The 14506-nt window shown below is 59.3% G+C and carries 17 protein-coding genes; 9 read left to right on the forward strand and 8 right to left on the reverse strand.

The features are described 5' to 3' along the window. Positions 1-273 precede the first annotated feature (273 nt). Entirely contained in the window at positions 274-453 is a 180-nt protein-coding gene (locus C9I57_RS25410; RefSeq protein WP_107153355.1) for a DUF2158 domain-containing protein, read from the forward strand. Positions 454-572: 119 nt separating this feature from the next. Then, positions 573-1178 (forward strand): hypothetical protein, encoded by a 606-nt coding sequence (locus C9I57_RS25415; protein WP_107153356.1) that lies wholly within the window; start codon positions 573-575, stop codon positions 1176-1178. A 7-nt stretch (positions 1179-1185) separates the two neighbouring features. Here the strand turns inward: C9I57_RS25415 and C9I57_RS25420 are convergent, their stop codons facing one another. The 5 genes from C9I57_RS25420 to C9I57_RS25440 all read right to left on the reverse strand — a co-directional run bounded on the left by C9I57_RS25420 (position 1186) and on the right by C9I57_RS25440 (position 4837). Further along, positions 1186-1452, reverse strand: a complete 267-nt coding sequence (locus C9I57_RS25420) for a hypothetical protein (protein ID WP_107153357.1) — start codon at positions 1450-1452, stop codon at positions 1186-1188. A gap of 41 nt (positions 1453-1493) precedes the next feature. After that, positions 1494-2690 (reverse strand): hypothetical protein, encoded by a 1197-nt coding sequence (locus C9I57_RS25425; RefSeq protein WP_107153358.1) that lies wholly within the window; start codon positions 2688-2690, stop codon positions 1494-1496. Positions 2691-2704: 14 nt separating this feature from the next. After that, positions 2705-3430, reverse strand: a complete 726-nt coding sequence (locus C9I57_RS25430; RefSeq protein ID WP_107153359.1) for an AbiU2 domain-containing protein — start codon at positions 3428-3430, stop codon at positions 2705-2707. 18 nt (positions 3431-3448) lie between these two features. Next, positions 3449-3916, reverse strand: coding sequence for a hypothetical protein (locus C9I57_RS25435; RefSeq protein ID WP_146166262.1), 468 nt, complete (start codon positions 3914-3916; stop codon positions 3449-3451). Positions 3917-3991: 75 nt separating this feature from the next. After that, positions 3992-4837 (reverse strand): hypothetical protein, encoded by an 846-nt coding sequence (locus tag C9I57_RS25440; RefSeq protein ID WP_107153361.1) that lies wholly within the window; start codon positions 4835-4837, stop codon positions 3992-3994. Between the two features lie 393 nt (positions 4838-5230). On the opposite strand from C9I57_RS25440, the gene C9I57_RS25445 reads away from it, so the two are divergent. Next, positions 5231-6331: a DnaJ C-terminal domain-containing protein gene (locus C9I57_RS25445; RefSeq protein WP_107153362.1), complete on the forward strand. Its 1101-nt coding sequence runs from the start codon at positions 5231-5233 to the stop codon at positions 6329-6331. 13 nt (positions 6332-6344) lie between these two features. Here the strand turns inward: C9I57_RS25445 and C9I57_RS25450 are convergent, their stop codons facing one another. Then, complete coding sequence (locus C9I57_RS25450) at positions 6345-7517, reverse strand: NAD(P)/FAD-dependent oxidoreductase (protein ID WP_107153363.1); 1173 nt, start codon at positions 7515-7517, stop codon at positions 6345-6347. Positions 7518-7530: 13 nt separating this feature from the next. Beyond that, positions 7531-9030: an L-piperidine-6-carboxylate dehydrogenase gene (amaB, locus tag C9I57_RS25455; RefSeq protein WP_107153364.1), complete on the reverse strand. Its 1500-nt coding sequence runs from the start codon at positions 9028-9030 to the stop codon at positions 7531-7533. A 393-nt stretch (positions 9031-9423) separates the two neighbouring features. On the opposite strand from amaB, the gene C9I57_RS25460 reads away from it, so the two are divergent. From C9I57_RS25460 to C9I57_RS25470, 3 genes are all read left to right on the forward strand, one after another. Then, positions 9424-10071: a helix-turn-helix domain-containing protein gene (locus tag C9I57_RS25460; RefSeq protein WP_107153365.1), complete on the forward strand. Its 648-nt coding sequence runs from the start codon at positions 9424-9426 to the stop codon at positions 10069-10071. Positions 10072-10101: 30 nt separating this feature from the next. Then, complete coding sequence (gene lhpI, locus C9I57_RS25465) at positions 10102-11037, forward strand: bifunctional Delta(1)-pyrroline-2-carboxylate/Delta(1)-piperideine-2-carboxylate reductase (RefSeq protein WP_107153366.1); 936 nt, start codon at positions 10102-10104, stop codon at positions 11035-11037. Between the two features lie 159 nt (positions 11038-11196). Then, the gene (locus C9I57_RS25470) at positions 11197-12219 is read left to right on the forward strand and encodes a bile acid:sodium symporter family protein (protein WP_107153367.1); all 1023 of its coding nucleotides are present in this window, start codon (positions 11197-11199) and stop codon (positions 12217-12219) included. 61 nt (positions 12220-12280) lie between these two features. Here the strand turns inward: C9I57_RS25470 and C9I57_RS25475 are convergent, their stop codons facing one another. Next, the gene (locus tag C9I57_RS25475) at positions 12281-12703 is read right to left on the reverse strand and encodes a hypothetical protein (RefSeq protein ID WP_107153368.1); all 423 of its coding nucleotides are present in this window, start codon (positions 12701-12703) and stop codon (positions 12281-12283) included. A gap of 194 nt (positions 12704-12897) precedes the next feature. Between C9I57_RS25475 and C9I57_RS25480 the strand changes: the two genes are divergently transcribed. From C9I57_RS25480 to C9I57_RS25490, 3 genes are all read left to right on the forward strand, one after another. Then, positions 12898-13173, forward strand: coding sequence for a hypothetical protein (locus C9I57_RS25480; RefSeq protein WP_107153369.1), 276 nt, complete (start codon positions 12898-12900; stop codon positions 13171-13173). A 328-nt stretch (positions 13174-13501) separates the two neighbouring features. Next, complete coding sequence (locus C9I57_RS25485) at positions 13502-13777, forward strand: hypothetical protein (RefSeq protein WP_107153370.1); 276 nt, start codon at positions 13502-13504, stop codon at positions 13775-13777. A 341-nt stretch (positions 13778-14118) separates the two neighbouring features. Continuing rightward, positions 14119-14430, forward strand: coding sequence for a hypothetical protein (locus C9I57_RS25490; protein ID WP_107153371.1), 312 nt, complete (start codon positions 14119-14121; stop codon positions 14428-14430). The last annotated feature ends 76 nt before the right edge of the window (positions 14431-14506 follow it).

Raw genomic sequence — 14506 nt, forward strand, 5'->3', positions numbered from 1 at the left:
TAGTTCATCATCGACCGAAGTGGTATAGAAGTCGCAATTCGAATCAGTATGACCCGATAACGCACTATGTGACACGTGGCGCGCTATCAACTGGGGTTCCCGCGTCAGACCAGTAGCATCAATTGTTGTTGATCAATTAATAGGTGCAGGCATATGTTGGCCTAAGAACTAACGAGATTTCGCCCCGATCCCCGGTCGAGGTTGCTCGCTCAAGCGCGGATCATCGCCCATCGCAGAGCAATTGTGCGGCTGCATCAACGAAGGGAGATTCAAATGAGGGCGGAGTTGAACACCGGTGATCGTGTGCGGCTGGCGTCGGGCTCGCCGACTATGACGGTCGCATACGGGATTGAAACCGAAGACGGGTTTGCCTACCTATGCCAGTGGGTGGACGCTAGCGGGATTCCGCAGCAGGAAATCTACCTTGAGGGAATGCTAGTCCTCTTCGATTAGCAGCTACACTTTGTGGGCCGCGAGTGCCTTTGACGCGGTGAAAGTTTGTAGGATTTGGGCTGATTCTTCAACTTTTTGGGTTGGCCTGTCTTTTTTGACGCTGCGCGACGGGGAAAAAAATGACGAAGTTCATAGCAGGTGATGCGACGGATCTTGCACTATGCGCGACGCTGAAACACGAGTATCTGCGATGCAGCGATGCCTTTGAAGAATTCGCGCGCGTCGCCGAAACGATGATCATGCAAGGCGAGGACCGGCGCTTAGCATTCAAGACATACAACGCCTATACGCGGTTCATTCACCATCTGTATGAATTCCTGCTCGCGGCGACACAACGGGATCGCAAGGACACGGCGGAGATTAAGCACGAGTTGGCCGATCAGTACATCCACGGCATTGCCCAGCGCTCATTGAACAATCGGCGGGAGGCAATACTGAATGGCACGGCCCCGCCGTGGGAAAATCATATCAGCGCATTCCCGGAAAAGGTGCCGAAGGAGTTTGCGAGCCAGTTCCGTAAAGTCAGAAATACCGCGCTAGGCCACGCGAATCCGCAACGCCACAGCTTAAGTCTGACCGACTTCTATCATCAATTCCACATGTTCCTTTATATGATCTACGTCGATTCAATGTGGATGTGGGGGCGGGTAGACGATGACTTCCCGGACTTGGGGCAAATCACCGCCTTTTCAGTCATGATCAAAGAGAAGTCGCCGCGCAATTGAGCATCAGCTAGCTACCCAAGGCCGCCCACGTCGCCATAGGATCAAGCTTGTCGGAATTCTCTGCGCGGTCCTGGCCTGCTGAAGTAAGCCGGATGACGCCCTGGTCGACTTTTACTAACCCGACATCCTGAAGCAAGACAGCATGATAACGGACAGCCGACTCTGCGGCTTTGTCTTTCAGCCTCTCAACAAGCATTCTCATGTCCATATGCCAATGCTCATCGAGTACTAACGTCCGCAGGATCTCTTCTGCAAGCTCTTTGTCGCGACGCATCGGGTAATCTCCTTCTGGCTGGTAGTGAGCTTTAACAACAATCAATCCACCTTGATGACATACGAGCCGTCAACTTCGTCATCGGGCACTTCAAAATGCGCCATCTCCGCATTAACGAGGTACGTCGTGTCCTTCGGCACCACGAACGTTAGCACCTCTTCGTAGTCGATACCCGGCTCCATTATGTACCCGCCTTGATAGCGAGAGACGAAGTTAGAGACGCGGTACTGCACTGGCAGTTTGTCGAGATTGATCGGGCCGTCCGCCATTTTCGAGGGAATGACCTTCACCTGAACCTCGATATCGCCATTCTTTCCGCCGTCGAGTTCTATCGGCACTTTGCCGACATTCTTGGGCCGCACGTGGACAATCAGCAATCGTCGCTCGTCGTCGTAAGGCTTGAATTCGGCGGTCACGCTAATATTCGGATTGATTTCGTGCGTGTCCTCGACCGAGAAGTTGTGATAGACCCACCAACCGCCAACAGGTAGGGCGATAAACGACGCACAGGTAAGCGCAAGCTCAGCCCACGTCTTAAACGTCTCTAGATCGAATCGCATGATGCCCCCTGTTGTCGCCGGTCGTTGCTTTCGCTGCAACCACGCATCGATGTTCGCCATTAGTTCGGGTATGTCGCGCTGTAGTTGGGCATGACATTTTTTCATCGAGCGCGCGAGGATTACCATTGCGTACCGCTTACGGTCCATCTCCTGGTTGATGTCCTCGCCCGGATATGTATTCCGGAAATGCTCGATGTTCGCCAACAACCGGTTGTTCAGGTCAAGGTCGGAAAAATAGTCACGCAGCATCGCGTAGACACTCACTATGGTGGTGCGTAACGCCTCATCATTGATATGGCCGACCCTCGCGGATGCGTTGGAATAGGTAACCAAGCTGTTCGGAGTAATCGGTACTAGACCATCCAAGTGCTTGCCGTCCGGGACGTGCGTTAGCGCTGTCCCAATCCTCCCGATGTGGCGGTTCCAAACCGTACTAATTTCATGCTTGATCGCCTGCACGAACGCGCAGGTTTGCTCCAAGTCGTCGGCTTTCTTATCCTGGTATTGCTTCGCATATACTCCTACCGCTGCGATGACCGCGAGTAGCGACCCTACACCCTGTACCCATGCTGCAACTTCGCCAGCGGTAGCCATTGGTTTGGCGTTGAACGCCGCGAACAAGACTAATAGAGCGAGCGCGACTAATGGTATTGGCCAACGGTTTTTCATAACAGCCATCTCTTGTTATTCCGTTATGACATTCGTCTGTAGTTGGCGGGCGGCCCCTCGGCTTGCTCGCCGCTGACGTTCTCCCAAAAGAATTTTGCGTAGTGGCGGTACACGCCCGCAACGTCGCCGGAAAGTGAAAACGTGTCTCCCCAAACCAAGCTGAGAAGCAAACGCACGATCTCTAAGGTGTCTTCGTAGAACGCTTCTATTTCGTCGTCGGTAGTATCAGCCGTTGCGGCCTCGGCCTTGGTTTCCTCTAACTGATAGTGAGCTAACCGCTCATGTCGCAGAGTCCGCAACCCCTCTACCACGGAAAAACCGGAGCCGCCCTCTAGGTATTTCTGGATAAGCTCGATGATCCTGGCTCGTTTCGGTTCCAAATCCTTTCGCATACCGTCTTTTGTCCAGAGGTCACTAGCTGACCCGGCCCAATGATCGACGATGGCATTGAAGACCGCTTTATCCCTCAATTTTTCTCTTACGGCGGTGATTTGCAGCGACTGGCCTTGCTTATTTTTGTCCCAGATTCTTATCAGCGCCAGCAACATCTCGCGGCGAAGCGCGAGCCGCACTATCTGAAACGCCTGGGTAGCATAGGAAAACCCCATTCGCCGGTGGAGTTCTTTATCGTAGGCCGTTGGCTTCCACGTCTCATGGAAAGCGATTGCCATTACCGCCTCGGTTTGCGCAGCCTTTGCGGTAGTTTTTAAAGCCTCTATCTCATCAGCGACGGTTATTGATGACGCCATTTGGTAGCCTCATAAAGTTTACTCAGCGTCAAACAACCGCAAAAACCCGTGACTGTTAATTTTGCAATTAGACGATTTCAAGAAATGATCTACTAACTCTTTCGCGGCGTCGAAAGGATGAATGTCATCCGTGCGTGGAGCGGGTTTGCCACAATAAAAAACCTTCGGATTGTCGCCCGCTGCTAGCGGCCTCCCATCTGCGAAGTTGTCGGCCACGTGCAGGACACTACAAATCTGATTGATGTTCGCTGCAGTGAACACGGGACCATCGATTACGTCGTAAGTAGCACGCCCCGCATCGTAGTACATCACTATCACAAGACGCACATCGGGTCTTTCTGTGGCGAACAGATATATGTGATGCAGTCGTTCCCGCTTGCTGGTGGTAAGACCATCGATGACGTTGATGAACCGTCCTAGGCTCTCGTCTGCGGTTGGTGATGCTTCGAATCTTCGCGCAGAAGCGTTCTGATCAAACCATGCCATACTGCCCCCGGTTAGCTCGGACGAAGTCATCATAACAGGCGTGACGCATCAATCGATGCTTGTTGTCACGTCCCACTAACTACCGGTCTTCCCGTTCACGGTGGAATTGATTTTTACCAGCAATTTAGCCGTGCGCTCTCGGTGTTCCTGCTCCTCGTGAGCCTTTAGTTTGTCGCGCGCGATGATCAAAATTGCCTCTCTCACGGCTTCAAAATTCCGCAAGCACTCGTCCTCCGACAGTTCATGAACGTGTTTGCTCAAGATGCCGTATAGCTGCGGGTGCTCCACCAAGAAAGCCGGGAGATATCCTTTAAGCATCGTAACGCGTTCGTTCATTCGTGACCGCTGATATGCGTCGTCATCCCAAGCACCATCGTTGCGCGCTTTGTCGTGCGCTTCTTCTACTAGTGACTCGAAGATCCGGCGTAGATAGATGTACGAACCGACGCCTACTCCATGCGCGGCCAGCCCTATTGCGGTGTTCAACTCGCGCACGCGGTCTTGTCCTAGCACCTTGATAAATTGCTTGCTCTCGGGAATCGACAGGTCGGCGAGCGACGGATATTGGCCTATCTTCCATACGCCCTTCTTGAAACGATGCAAATAGACGAACTGCATGCGGTGACTTCCATTCCTAGCGCACGCTGCGCTTACGACCAACACGGGGCTTCCCATGCAATAGGTTTGGATCGCATCCTCCGTCCCGCGCAGCACCAGATTGCGCTTAGTCTCATCATGTTCGGGTATGAACGTAGCGGCACGCTTACATTCAACGCAATAGGCATCGAACGGTGTCGCCCGTAGAACGAGCGCCCTGATAGCGTGATAACAATGCTTTGGATCGCTACCCGCGATCTCCTCGTACAGCGGCGTCCTTAAAAGCCACTCTTCGGCCTTGGCTCTTGCCTCTGGTAAGTCCATGCCCCGTTTCCCCCGCCGTTTTGTTCGGAAGCATTCTACGCGTCTCCGGCTGTGCAATTCATTGCACGAGCCACGTGTTACGCTCGCACACGCCGGGGCGGCGGCGGAACCTCTACCGCGGGCCGGATTCCTTGGTGTTCGGTTTCCACTTCGGGTGCATGGCCCCGCCCCGTCTCTGGCGCGTGGCTCGCGTGTTAGAATCGCGCGCGAATCCTCGCCCGAAAACGTTTGCCGCATGCTGTTCCGAGTTGACGATCTGAGCCTGGGACTACCCGGGTCATGGTGATGGCGGTGGAGGAGAAGCGGCCTAACGGCGCATGCGGAGACGGGCCAAAACCCAACGTAGCTACCTGAAATTTTTATTTTTTGGCTTGGCAAGAACGATTCATTCTAATGAGCCTTGATGAGTACTACGAACGATTAGGCTTGCCGAGCGCAGCGTCGCCTGCCGAGGTCAAGCGAGCCTACCGCCGTCTCAGGGCGAAGTACCATCCGGACCGCAACAAGGGCGACGAGTCGTCTGTCGAACCGGCTTTCAAGCGTGTCCAGGAAGCGTTCGAGATTCTGACGGGCAAACGCGAGGCACCGTCGCGGCCGCAGTCCGCATCGCATAGCGCCGGCAGCCGCGCCCCAGAGACGACACGGCAGAAAGGCCACGCTCGCGAAGACGCCTCGCGGCCGAAAAGCCGCGCACACGGAGACGCCGCGCGCACCGATCGCGACCGCCCTGCCTCAGATCCCTGGCGCGGCTTCGCCTCGCCCGGCGGTCCACTTCCCGTACGCGGGGCGAATCGCCACACACAGCTCTACGTGCCGCTGGACGTCGCCATGAACGGCGGCGACGTGCCCGCGAGCTATCAAGTGACGGCAACGTGCCGGCAATGCAACGGCGCAAGCGCGCCGCATATGGCCAAACCATGTCCCATATGCGACGGGCGAGCCCGGCTGCACGACGGCACGGTGTGCGAGGCCTGCTCCGGGCGGGGCCGTGTCCGAACCAGCCTATGGTGCGCGGCCTGCCAGAACAAAGGCATCGAGTTGCTGCCGAAATCCGATGCGATCGCGGTGCCCCCCCGCGCATGGGATGGTCAGCGGCTCGTCGTGACGGGCGGCGGCGCCCCCGGCTTGCACGGCGGCCCGCCCGGCGACGCGATCTTCACGATCGCGATTCTCTGCGGCGCCGGCGTTCAGCGCGACGGCCTCGACCTGACGGTGGACATCGAAATCGACTTCGTCACGGCAACAGTGGGAGGTCCTTTCAACGCGAATGTGCTCGGGCGCGACTTATCGATCACGGTTACGCCGAACGCACAGCATGGCAGCGTGATCCGGCTGCCGACTCAAGGGCTCTCGGACAGCACCGGCAACCGTGGCGAACTGAAGCTGCGCGTCGTCCTCACGATGCCGCGGGCCGCGTCGCAACTGACGGACGAAGAGCGGCGCACGCTTCAGGAGATGTTCGCCGATGCTGAGCGCCGCAGCTCGTCGAATTGAGTAGCGTCCAAAACTAGACGACGTTCTTCTCCACGATGGGACGATTTTCCAGAATGCGGTCCCAGCTCAGGGAGGATAGATCGAGCGTCGTGTACTTTCCGTTGAGAATCAACTCGCTCACGCCCCGACCCGTCGCGGGGCCTTGCTGCAAGCCGTGGCCGCTGTATCCGTTCGCAAACACGCAGTTCGCGATGTCGGGGTGGTAACCGATGATGGCGTTATGGTCGAACACGTTGTACTCGTAGTACCCGGACCAGCAGTTCTCGACGCGAAGGGCTTCGAACTCCGGGACGCGATGCGCGAGCGTCGGCCAGATGACCTCGTCGAAGAGATCGTGATCGACTTCGTCCAGCGGCAAATCGTTCGGATCGTTTTCCGCGCTCGGCGACGTACCGGTGATATAAGTCTTGCCTTCAGGACGGAAGTAGACGCCCGTCGGGTCTATCAACAACGGGCTGTTCGTCAGACGCGCCGGTGACGAGACATTGAAAATGCTGCGACGTCGCGCATAGACGGGGATATCGATGCCCATCATCTCCGAGATCTTGCGCGCCCATGCGCCCGCCGCGTTGACGAGCGTGTCGCACGGGTACCGTTCGCCATTGCCGGCAACGACGTGCGTGACCTTTCGACCGTCAAGGACCACACCCGTCACCTCCGCTGCGACATAGCGCGCGCCGAGCGATTGCGCTTTTTTACGCAGCGCCTGAACCAGGCCATAGCCGTCGAACCAGCCCTCCCCGCTGACGCCGTATGCCCCCGCAGCGATGTCTTCTACGTTGAGCCAGGGGAACTTTGCCTTTAGCGCGTCTTGCGACAGCAGATCGATATCGGCCCCAAGGCGCCGTTGCAGCGCGTGGTTCTCGCGCAGCGTCGTTTCTCCCGTCGGCGTAGCCAGAAACAAGTAGCCGCCTTCGTGCAAATCGATGGAGGGCTGGCTTCCGTCCACCTCAAGCAGCTCGCCGATCTTACGGAGGAAGTCGATGCCAAAGAGTGACATCTGAATCGACAGCGGCGTCGAAAACTGCTGCCGGATCGATGCGGCCGATAGCGCGGACGACGACCTCGCATAGCTCGGATCACGCTCGATGACCGTCACCGACACCGTCGGATCCGACGCACGCAGAAAGTAAGCGATAGAACTGCCGATTACGCCGCCGCCCACGATAACGACTTGAGAACTCACGAGTTGCTCCCGCTTATTCGACGTTGAAGTCGATACCTTGAGCCAGCGGCAACGCCGATGAGAAGTTGACCGTGTTCGTGGCGCGGCGCATATAAGCCTTCCAAGCATCCGAGCCCGACTCGCGTCCACCGCCCGTCTCTTTCTCGCCGCCGAACGCGCCGCCGATTTCCGCGCCGCTCGGGCCAATGTTGACGTTCGCGATGCCGCAATCGCTGCCCGACGCCGACAGGAAGCGCTCGCTCTCGCGCAGGTCCGTCGTGAACACGCAGGACGAGAGCCCATGCGCCGCGGCGTTGTTCGCTTCGATCGCTTCGTTGAAGTCGCTGTACTTGAGAACGTACAGAATCGGCGCGAACGTCTCCTTCAGCACGATTTCCGTCTGCGACGGCATTTCGACGATGGCCGGGCGCACGTAGAAGCCGTTTTCATTGCCGGCTACGACATGGCGCTCACCGCCGAACACCTTGCCGCCTTCGCGCTTTGCCTGCTCCAAAGCCGCCTGCATGCGGTTGAACGCGGATTCGTCGATGAGCGGGCCCATCAGCGTGCCCTGCTCGAGCGGATTGCCGATCGCGACCTTGCCGTACAGGGTTTTCAGACGCTCGACCGTTTTGTCGTAGACGCTTTCATGAACGAACAGGCGCCGCAAGCTCGTACAGCGTTGACCGGCCGTGCCGACCGCCGAGAACAGGATGCCGCGCAGCGCCAGTTCCATGTCTGCCGTTTGCGAGACGATGCCGGCGTTGTTGCCGCCGAGTTCGAGAATCGAGCGGCCAAAGCGGCGCGCGACTTCGACACCGACCGCACGCCCCATCTCCGTGCTGCCCGTTGCGCTCACGATGCTCGAACGACGGTCCGACACCAGCTTCGCGCCGACGTCGCGGCCCCCATTGACGACGCACGTCAGTCCTTCGGGGGCATCGCCGAACTCCTTCAGCGCATCCTGCAGAATCCTGTCGACGGCCAGTGCGGTCAGCGGAGCCTTTTCCGAAGGCTTCCAGATGACCGCATTGCCGCATACCAAAGCCAGCGCGGCGTTCCACGACCATACGGCCGCCGGAAAATTGAACGCCGAAATCACCGTGCATACGCCCAACGGATGCCACGTTTCCGCCATGCGATGGCCCGGGCGCTCCGACGCGATCGTCAGGCCGTAGAGCTGGCGAGAGAGGCCGACCGCGAAATCGCAGATGTCGATCATTTCCTGCACTTCGCCGAGGCCTTCCTGCAGAATCTTGCCCGTCTCGAGCGTGATGATGCTGCCGAGCGCACGCTTGCGCTCGCGCAGCTTGTTGCCGAGGAGGCGCACCAACTCTCCTCGACGCGGCGCCGGAACGTTGCGCCAGACCTTGAAGGCATCCTGCGCTTTTGCGAGCGCTGCATCGACTTCCGCGACGGTCTTGCTTGCGACGCGGCCGATAAGCTCGCCGTCGATGGGCGAATGCACGGCGATGTCGCCAGCTTCCGCCAGATGGGAGATGCCGAGTTCGGAGAGGATGGTCGATGCTTTCATTTGATCCCTCGTAAAATTTCCGATACGAAACTTGAGTACATCGGGGAACTATACACTCGTGCCGTCACGGCTACAACGTCTGCCTACGACGCTCTGGCCTGCGCGCCGGCGCGAGCAAGTGGACGCTTAACATGGCCACTCAGTAAGCAAGATCCGTCTCGATTCAACGCTGTTTCACATCGGCAACATCGCGTCTGCGGGCCTCTCCCGGCCGCTAGCAGCCCCCCTGTGAGCCGCATGGCTATTACGCGCATCGCCATACGTTTCACAAAAGAAACCTCGAAGCAAGGAGCGGCGCTCCACCCCGCCGGACCATTGGTTTCCCGGCGGTCGTCTTTGTTATGATAGGAAACTTGCAATGCCGATCGTTAGGACTGCGATCTTTCCCCGCATATGGAAAAAACTTTACTGAAGCCAGTTGAGCAGGGCTCATCTGAGCTTGGCAAGCGAGTGAAGGCCGCCCGGTTGCGGCACGATTACACCCTCGAGGTCGCGAGCCGCGTATGCGGCGTATCGCGCTCGACCCTCTCGAAGATCGAAAACGGCATCATGTCGCCGACTTTCGACGTGCTTCAGAAGATCGTCCATGGCCTGAACATCGACCTAGGCGAATTGTTCGGCTCGAGTCCGAAACCCGCCGCGAGCGGGCGGCGTGCGTTGACGCGCAAGGGCGGCGGGCAAATGCACGCGGCGGGCTGCTATCTCATGGAGCTGCTCGCCACCGATCTCTCGCAAAAGGCGATGCATCCGTTTCGGATACGGATCACCGCGCATTCTCTCGACGATTTCACCGAATGGGGACGTCATGAGGGCGAAGAATTTCTCTATGTGTTGAGCGGCAGCGTTTGTCTGTACTCCGAACTCTATGCGCCGACGCATCTGGAAGCGGGCGACAGCATCTATTTCGACAGCCGCACCGGGCACGCGGCGGTCTCGACGAGCAAGGACGACGCCGAGGTGCTATGGATCATCGACGAGGGCCATATCGCCGCCTTCGATGCCGGCGCCGCGACCCCTTCGCTGCTCAAGCGCCCTGCCTGATTCGATCCACCTACGCCGCGCGACTGAAACATGCCGACACTTCCCACATTCGATGCCACCGCAACGGCGGCCCTTCTCGACTTCGAAGCACTTGTCGATGCCCTCTCCGTCGCCGCCCAGGAGCATGACGCCGGGCAGATCCGCTCGCCCGTGCGCACCGCATTGCCGCTCAACGAAGGCGGCGTGCTCCTGTCGATGCCGGCAAGCGCGCACGATATCGCCATTCACAAACTCGTCAGTGTCTGCCCGCGCAACGCGGCGCGCGACATGCCGACGATCTTCGGGGCGGTAACCGTCTGCGACGCCACGACGGGCAAGCCGGAGTTCATTCTAGACGGCCCAACGGTCACGGGACGCCGGACGGCGGCGCTCTCGATGCTCGGCGTCAAGCTGCTGCACCCTTCAGCGCCGCGCACCTTCCTTCTGATCGGCACGGGACAACAAGCGCGCTTCCATGCGGCCGCGATCGGCGCGCTCCATCAGGGCGCGAAGATCTTCGTCAAGGGCCGCACGCCCTCATCCGAGCAAGCGTTCTGCGAGCAGATGGCGCGCGAAGGCATCGCCGTTGCCGCTCTTGCGCAGGTGTCCGCGGGCGGACCGATTCCCGACGACATCGACACGGTCGTTGCGGCTACGACGAGCAAGGTTCCCGTCTACACCGATGGCGCGAAAGCGAGCCGCCTCGTGATCGGTGTCGGCGCGTTCACGCCCGACGCGGCCGAGATCGCCGCCGAAACTGTCCGCGCGAGCCGCGTCTTCGTCGATGATTTCGCCGCCGCAAAAGAGGAAGCGGGCGATCTGCTGCAAGCGGGAGTCGACTGGACTGTTGTCCGTTCGCTCGGTTCGATCGTCGGCGGCGAAGTTCGGAAAGATCAGCCGATTGTCTTCAAGACCGTCGGCAGTGGCGCGTGGGATCTCGCGGCGTGTCGCGTCGCGCGCGCGGCCGCCGCCCGGACCAAGGACTGATCCAGCCCCAATGCGCCGCTGGCGGCGGCGCTGGCCGCGAACCGAACGTCGGACTGCCGAAGGAGCGAGCGCTCTCCAGCAGTGAAACCGGTTTTGCAGTATCCTCTTACTTACTGTGCTGCAACGCAGCGCGGAAGTAAGTTACGGAAATCCTGCATCGTGTCCCGCCCCAAGTACCTTCCCGACAATTTCACGCTGGCCCTTGTCGGAACCGTCGTCTTCGCAAGTCTGCTGCCGTGCCGCGGTGAAACGGCGGTGGCGGTCGATTGGTCGACCGACTTCGCCATCGCCCTGCTCTTCTTTTTGCACGGCGCGAAGCTGCCGCGTGAAGCGATCGTGTCGGGCGCCACGAATTGGCGCCTGCACGCCCTCGTGCTGCTGAGTACCTTCGTGCTGTTTCCGCTGCTCGGCCTTGCCTTTAAGCCGGTCCTCTCACCGCTCGTCACCCCGGCGATGTATGGCGGCATCCTGTTCCTCTGCACGCTGCCGTCGACCGTGCAATCGTCGATCGCGTTCACGTCGATGGCGAAAGGAAATGTGTCCGCTGCGGTTTGCAGTGCGTCGGCCTCGAGCCTGCTCGGCATCTTCATCACGCCCGCGCTGGCGGGCGTGCTCATTTCGAGTCACGCGACATCGGGCTCCGGCTGGCATACGGTCGGCAACATCGTGCTGCAGTTGCTCGTGCCGTTCGTGTGCGGACAATTGCTGCGGCCGGTGCTCGGCGGATGGATCGACCGCCATCGCGGCCTCGTTCGCTTCGTCGATCAAGGATCGATTCTGCTGGTCGTCTACTCTGCGTTCAGCGAGGCTATCAACGAGGGGCTCTGGCATCGCGTGCCGGTCTCGGCGCTGGCCGGATTGCTCGTCGTGAGCGCCGTCTTACTGGCCGCCGCCCTCATCGTTACCGCGACGGCGAGCAAGTGGCTCGGCTTCGAACGCGAGGACCGCGTCACGATCATTTTCTGCGGCTCCAAAAAGAGCCTCGCGTCGGGCATTCCGATGGCGAAGGTCATCTTCGCCTCCAACGCTGTCGGCGCGGCGGTGCTTCCGCTCATGCTCTTCCATCAAATACAGCTGATGGTCTGCGCCGCGCTCGCGCAACGATGGGGTGCCGCCGCAGCTCGTGCTGACGCGCGCAACGCGAAAAGCGGAAACCCGCGGGCCCTCAACGAAACGGTTTGACCGCGCCGCTCCGCGGAAAACTGCGAATAGTGGGTGAGTGGCCTTGTTGTCGATCCGCCGCTCACTGCTGCGCGGGTGGTTGCGGATTGTTCGCCGGGTTCGTATCAAATTTCAGCACGCGTTCGATGCCCTCTTTAGCGACAAGAGCCGACAACCCCGCATGAAGCTGGTCCGCAACGTCCCTCTCATAGACCTGCTCGCCGCCTACATAGACGGTGAATGACCTCAGGTATTTCTCCTTCTTTTCCGGATTCCCGATCGTCTCCTTCGTCCATCGATACAGCGGGTACCGCTCGGGGCCCGCGCGTTCCGCCTCTGCGACGTAATCCGCGAACGCGTCGAATTGACACACTAGCGTTGCGTTGCTCCGACGCAGGATCGATTCGATCGGATCACGGCATGGATGCGGCGCCCCCGCCCGCAAGGCCTCGGCTAGCCCGGGCGCGACGTCGATTCGCACTTGGTATTGCCATCGTTGTTCCATCGGATGCCTCGCGAAGTGAAATCCGTACTGCTTCCATGGAATCTCAATTGTTCGAGTTTCAGGAAATGTGATGTTGGGCAAGCCCTCTTTGTCTGAGCGCTTCACATCCCTACACTGCAAGCCATCAACACAGCGCGCCGCAACGGACTCAGTCCACGCGGTTCCCAGTCAGTTAAAACGTACCGGAGGTCATCATGAAGACGAAGTTTATCGCTGCTCTTGTTCTCGCTGCATCCGCGTCGATCGCCGCGCCCGCTTTCGCTAGCGGTTATGGTCCCGCACCGTCCTATCGCCCTGACGTCGGTGCGCCGTCGTCGCAACGTGGCATCAGCGCGCAAACGCTCGCGGCGGAGCAAGGCAATACCGCTGCTGCGCAAAGCGACGTTGGCGGCTCGGTCTCGGTAGCGCAGTCGGGCGGCACCCGCGTTCAGGCGGGCGGTCATATCAACGACACGTTCTTCGGTCATTGATTGCAGGCGAAGGGCGTGCTGCAGTAACGCCCTGAAGCGACAGTACTAGCTTTACGCGCCGCTCGAGAAGCGCCATCGCGTGATGAACGCGATGGCGCTTCTTTATTGGCTGCGGCAGAGGAAGCGGTCCTCCGCATCGGCTTCGCGGAGTGAAATCCGTCCTGCTTCCATGGAATTCCAATTGTTCGAGTTTCAGGAAATGTGATGTTCGGCAAGCCCTCTTTGTCTGAGTGCTCGACATCCCTACACTGCAAGACATCAACACAGCGCACCGCAACGGACTCGGTCCACGCGGTTCCCAGTCAGTTAAAACGTACCGGAGGTCATCATGAAGACGAAGTTTATCGCTGCTCTTGTTCTCGCTGCATCCGGGTCGATCGCCGCGCCCGCTTTCGCTAGCGGTTATGGTCCCGCACCGTCCTATCGCCCTGACGTCGGTGCGTCGTCGTCGCAACGCGGCATCAGCGCGCAAACGCTCGCGGCGGAGCAAGGCAATACCGCTGCTGCGCAAAGCGACGTTGGCGGCTCGATCTCGGTAGCGCAGTCGGGCCACGCCCGCGTTCAGGCGGATAGCCCTATCAACGACACGTACTTCGGTCGTTGATTGCGAGGCGAAGGGCGTACTGCAGTGATGCCCTGAAGCGACAGCACTTAGCTTTAGCGCCGCTCGGGCGCCGTCGCGTGATGAACGCGATGGCGCCCGATTCGTCTGGGCATCGGATAAGGCGAGCCTATCGCGCTGATTGATTCTGCGCATCACACGCAAAACCGAGACACGCATTGTTCGAATTTCGGGAAATGAGTTGTTCGATCAACCCTCTTTGTCCGATCGCGCCGCAGCTTTAAGCTTGGAACTGTCAACGTTGAATTGAGTGCGCCGCAAGCGAATCAATCTGCTCCCAGGCGCGATCCTGCATACATCGATTGAAGTTACCGGAGGACACCATGAAGACCAAATTCATCGCCGCGTTGTTGCTTGCAACGTCTGCCTCGATCGCTGCTCCCGCTTTTGCGAGCGGCTACGGTCCGGCGCCGTTCTATCGCCCTGACGTCGGTGCGCCGTCGTCGCAGCGTGGGATCAGCGCGCAAACGCTCGCAGCCGAACAATACAATGCGGCGACCGTTGCTCGTGACGACACGACGAGTGGCGTGGGCGGTACCGTCGATTCATCGCAGTCGCAATCGGGCGGTGCGCATTCGCGGTCGGACAGCGTGCCGACGCAGTCGGGCAACCAGGGACTGTATTTCGGCCACTGATCGATACTTCGGGGCGTAGTAGCAGCAACGCTTCGGTATCGCCCGGTGTTCGACATCATGCGGGCGCCGTCACGTT

The sequence above is a fragment of the Trinickia symbiotica genome (assembly GCF_003028655.1).
GTDB classification, from domain to species: Bacteria; Pseudomonadota; Gammaproteobacteria; order Burkholderiales; family Burkholderiaceae; genus Trinickia; species Trinickia symbiotica_A.

Excerpts from the sequence above, each read along its gene's own strand:
- C9I57_RS25410 (WP_107153355.1), top strand. The coding sequence starts at position 274 with ATGAGGGCGGAGTTGAACACCGGTGATCGTGTGCGGCTGGCGTCGGGC.
- C9I57_RS25415 (WP_107153356.1), top strand. The coding sequence starts at position 573 with ATGACGAAGTTCATAGCAGGTGATGCGACGGATCTTGCACTATGCGCG.
- C9I57_RS25420 (WP_107153357.1), bottom strand. The coding sequence starts at position 1,452 with ATGCGTCGCGACAAAGAGCTTGCAGAAGAGATCCTGCGGACGTTAGTA.
- C9I57_RS25425 (WP_107153358.1), bottom strand. The coding sequence starts at position 2,690 with ATGGCTGTTATGAAAAACCGTTGGCCAATACCATTAGTCGCGCTCGCT.
- C9I57_RS25430 (WP_107153359.1), bottom strand. The coding sequence starts at position 3,430 with ATGGCGTCATCAATAACCGTCGCTGATGAGATAGAGGCTTTAAAAACT.
- C9I57_RS25435 (WP_146166262.1), bottom strand. The coding sequence starts at position 3,916 with ATGGCATGGTTTGATCAGAACGCTTCTGCGCGAAGATTCGAAGCATCA.
- C9I57_RS25440 (WP_107153361.1), bottom strand. The coding sequence starts at position 4,837 with ATGGACTTACCAGAGGCAAGAGCCAAGGCCGAAGAGTGGCTTTTAAGG.
- C9I57_RS25445 (WP_107153362.1), top strand. The coding sequence starts at position 5,231 with ATGAGCCTTGATGAGTACTACGAACGATTAGGCTTGCCGAGCGCAGCG.
- amaB (WP_107153364.1), bottom strand. The coding sequence starts at position 9,030 with ATGAAAGCATCGACCATCCTCTCCGAACTCGGCATCTCCCATCTGGCG.
- C9I57_RS25460 (WP_107153365.1), top strand. The coding sequence starts at position 9,424 with ATGGAAAAAACTTTACTGAAGCCAGTTGAGCAGGGCTCATCTGAGCTT.
- lhpI (WP_107153366.1), top strand. The coding sequence starts at position 10,102 with ATGCCGACACTTCCCACATTCGATGCCACCGCAACGGCGGCCCTTCTC.
- C9I57_RS25475 (WP_107153368.1), bottom strand. The coding sequence starts at position 12,703 with ATGGAACAACGATGGCAATACCAAGTGCGAATCGACGTCGCGCCCGGG.
- C9I57_RS25480 (WP_107153369.1), top strand. The coding sequence starts at position 12,898 with ATGAAGACGAAGTTTATCGCTGCTCTTGTTCTCGCTGCATCCGCGTCG.
- C9I57_RS25485 (WP_107153370.1), top strand. The coding sequence starts at position 13,502 with ATGAAGACGAAGTTTATCGCTGCTCTTGTTCTCGCTGCATCCGGGTCG.
- C9I57_RS25490 (WP_107153371.1), top strand. The coding sequence starts at position 14,119 with ATGAAGACCAAATTCATCGCCGCGTTGTTGCTTGCAACGTCTGCCTCG.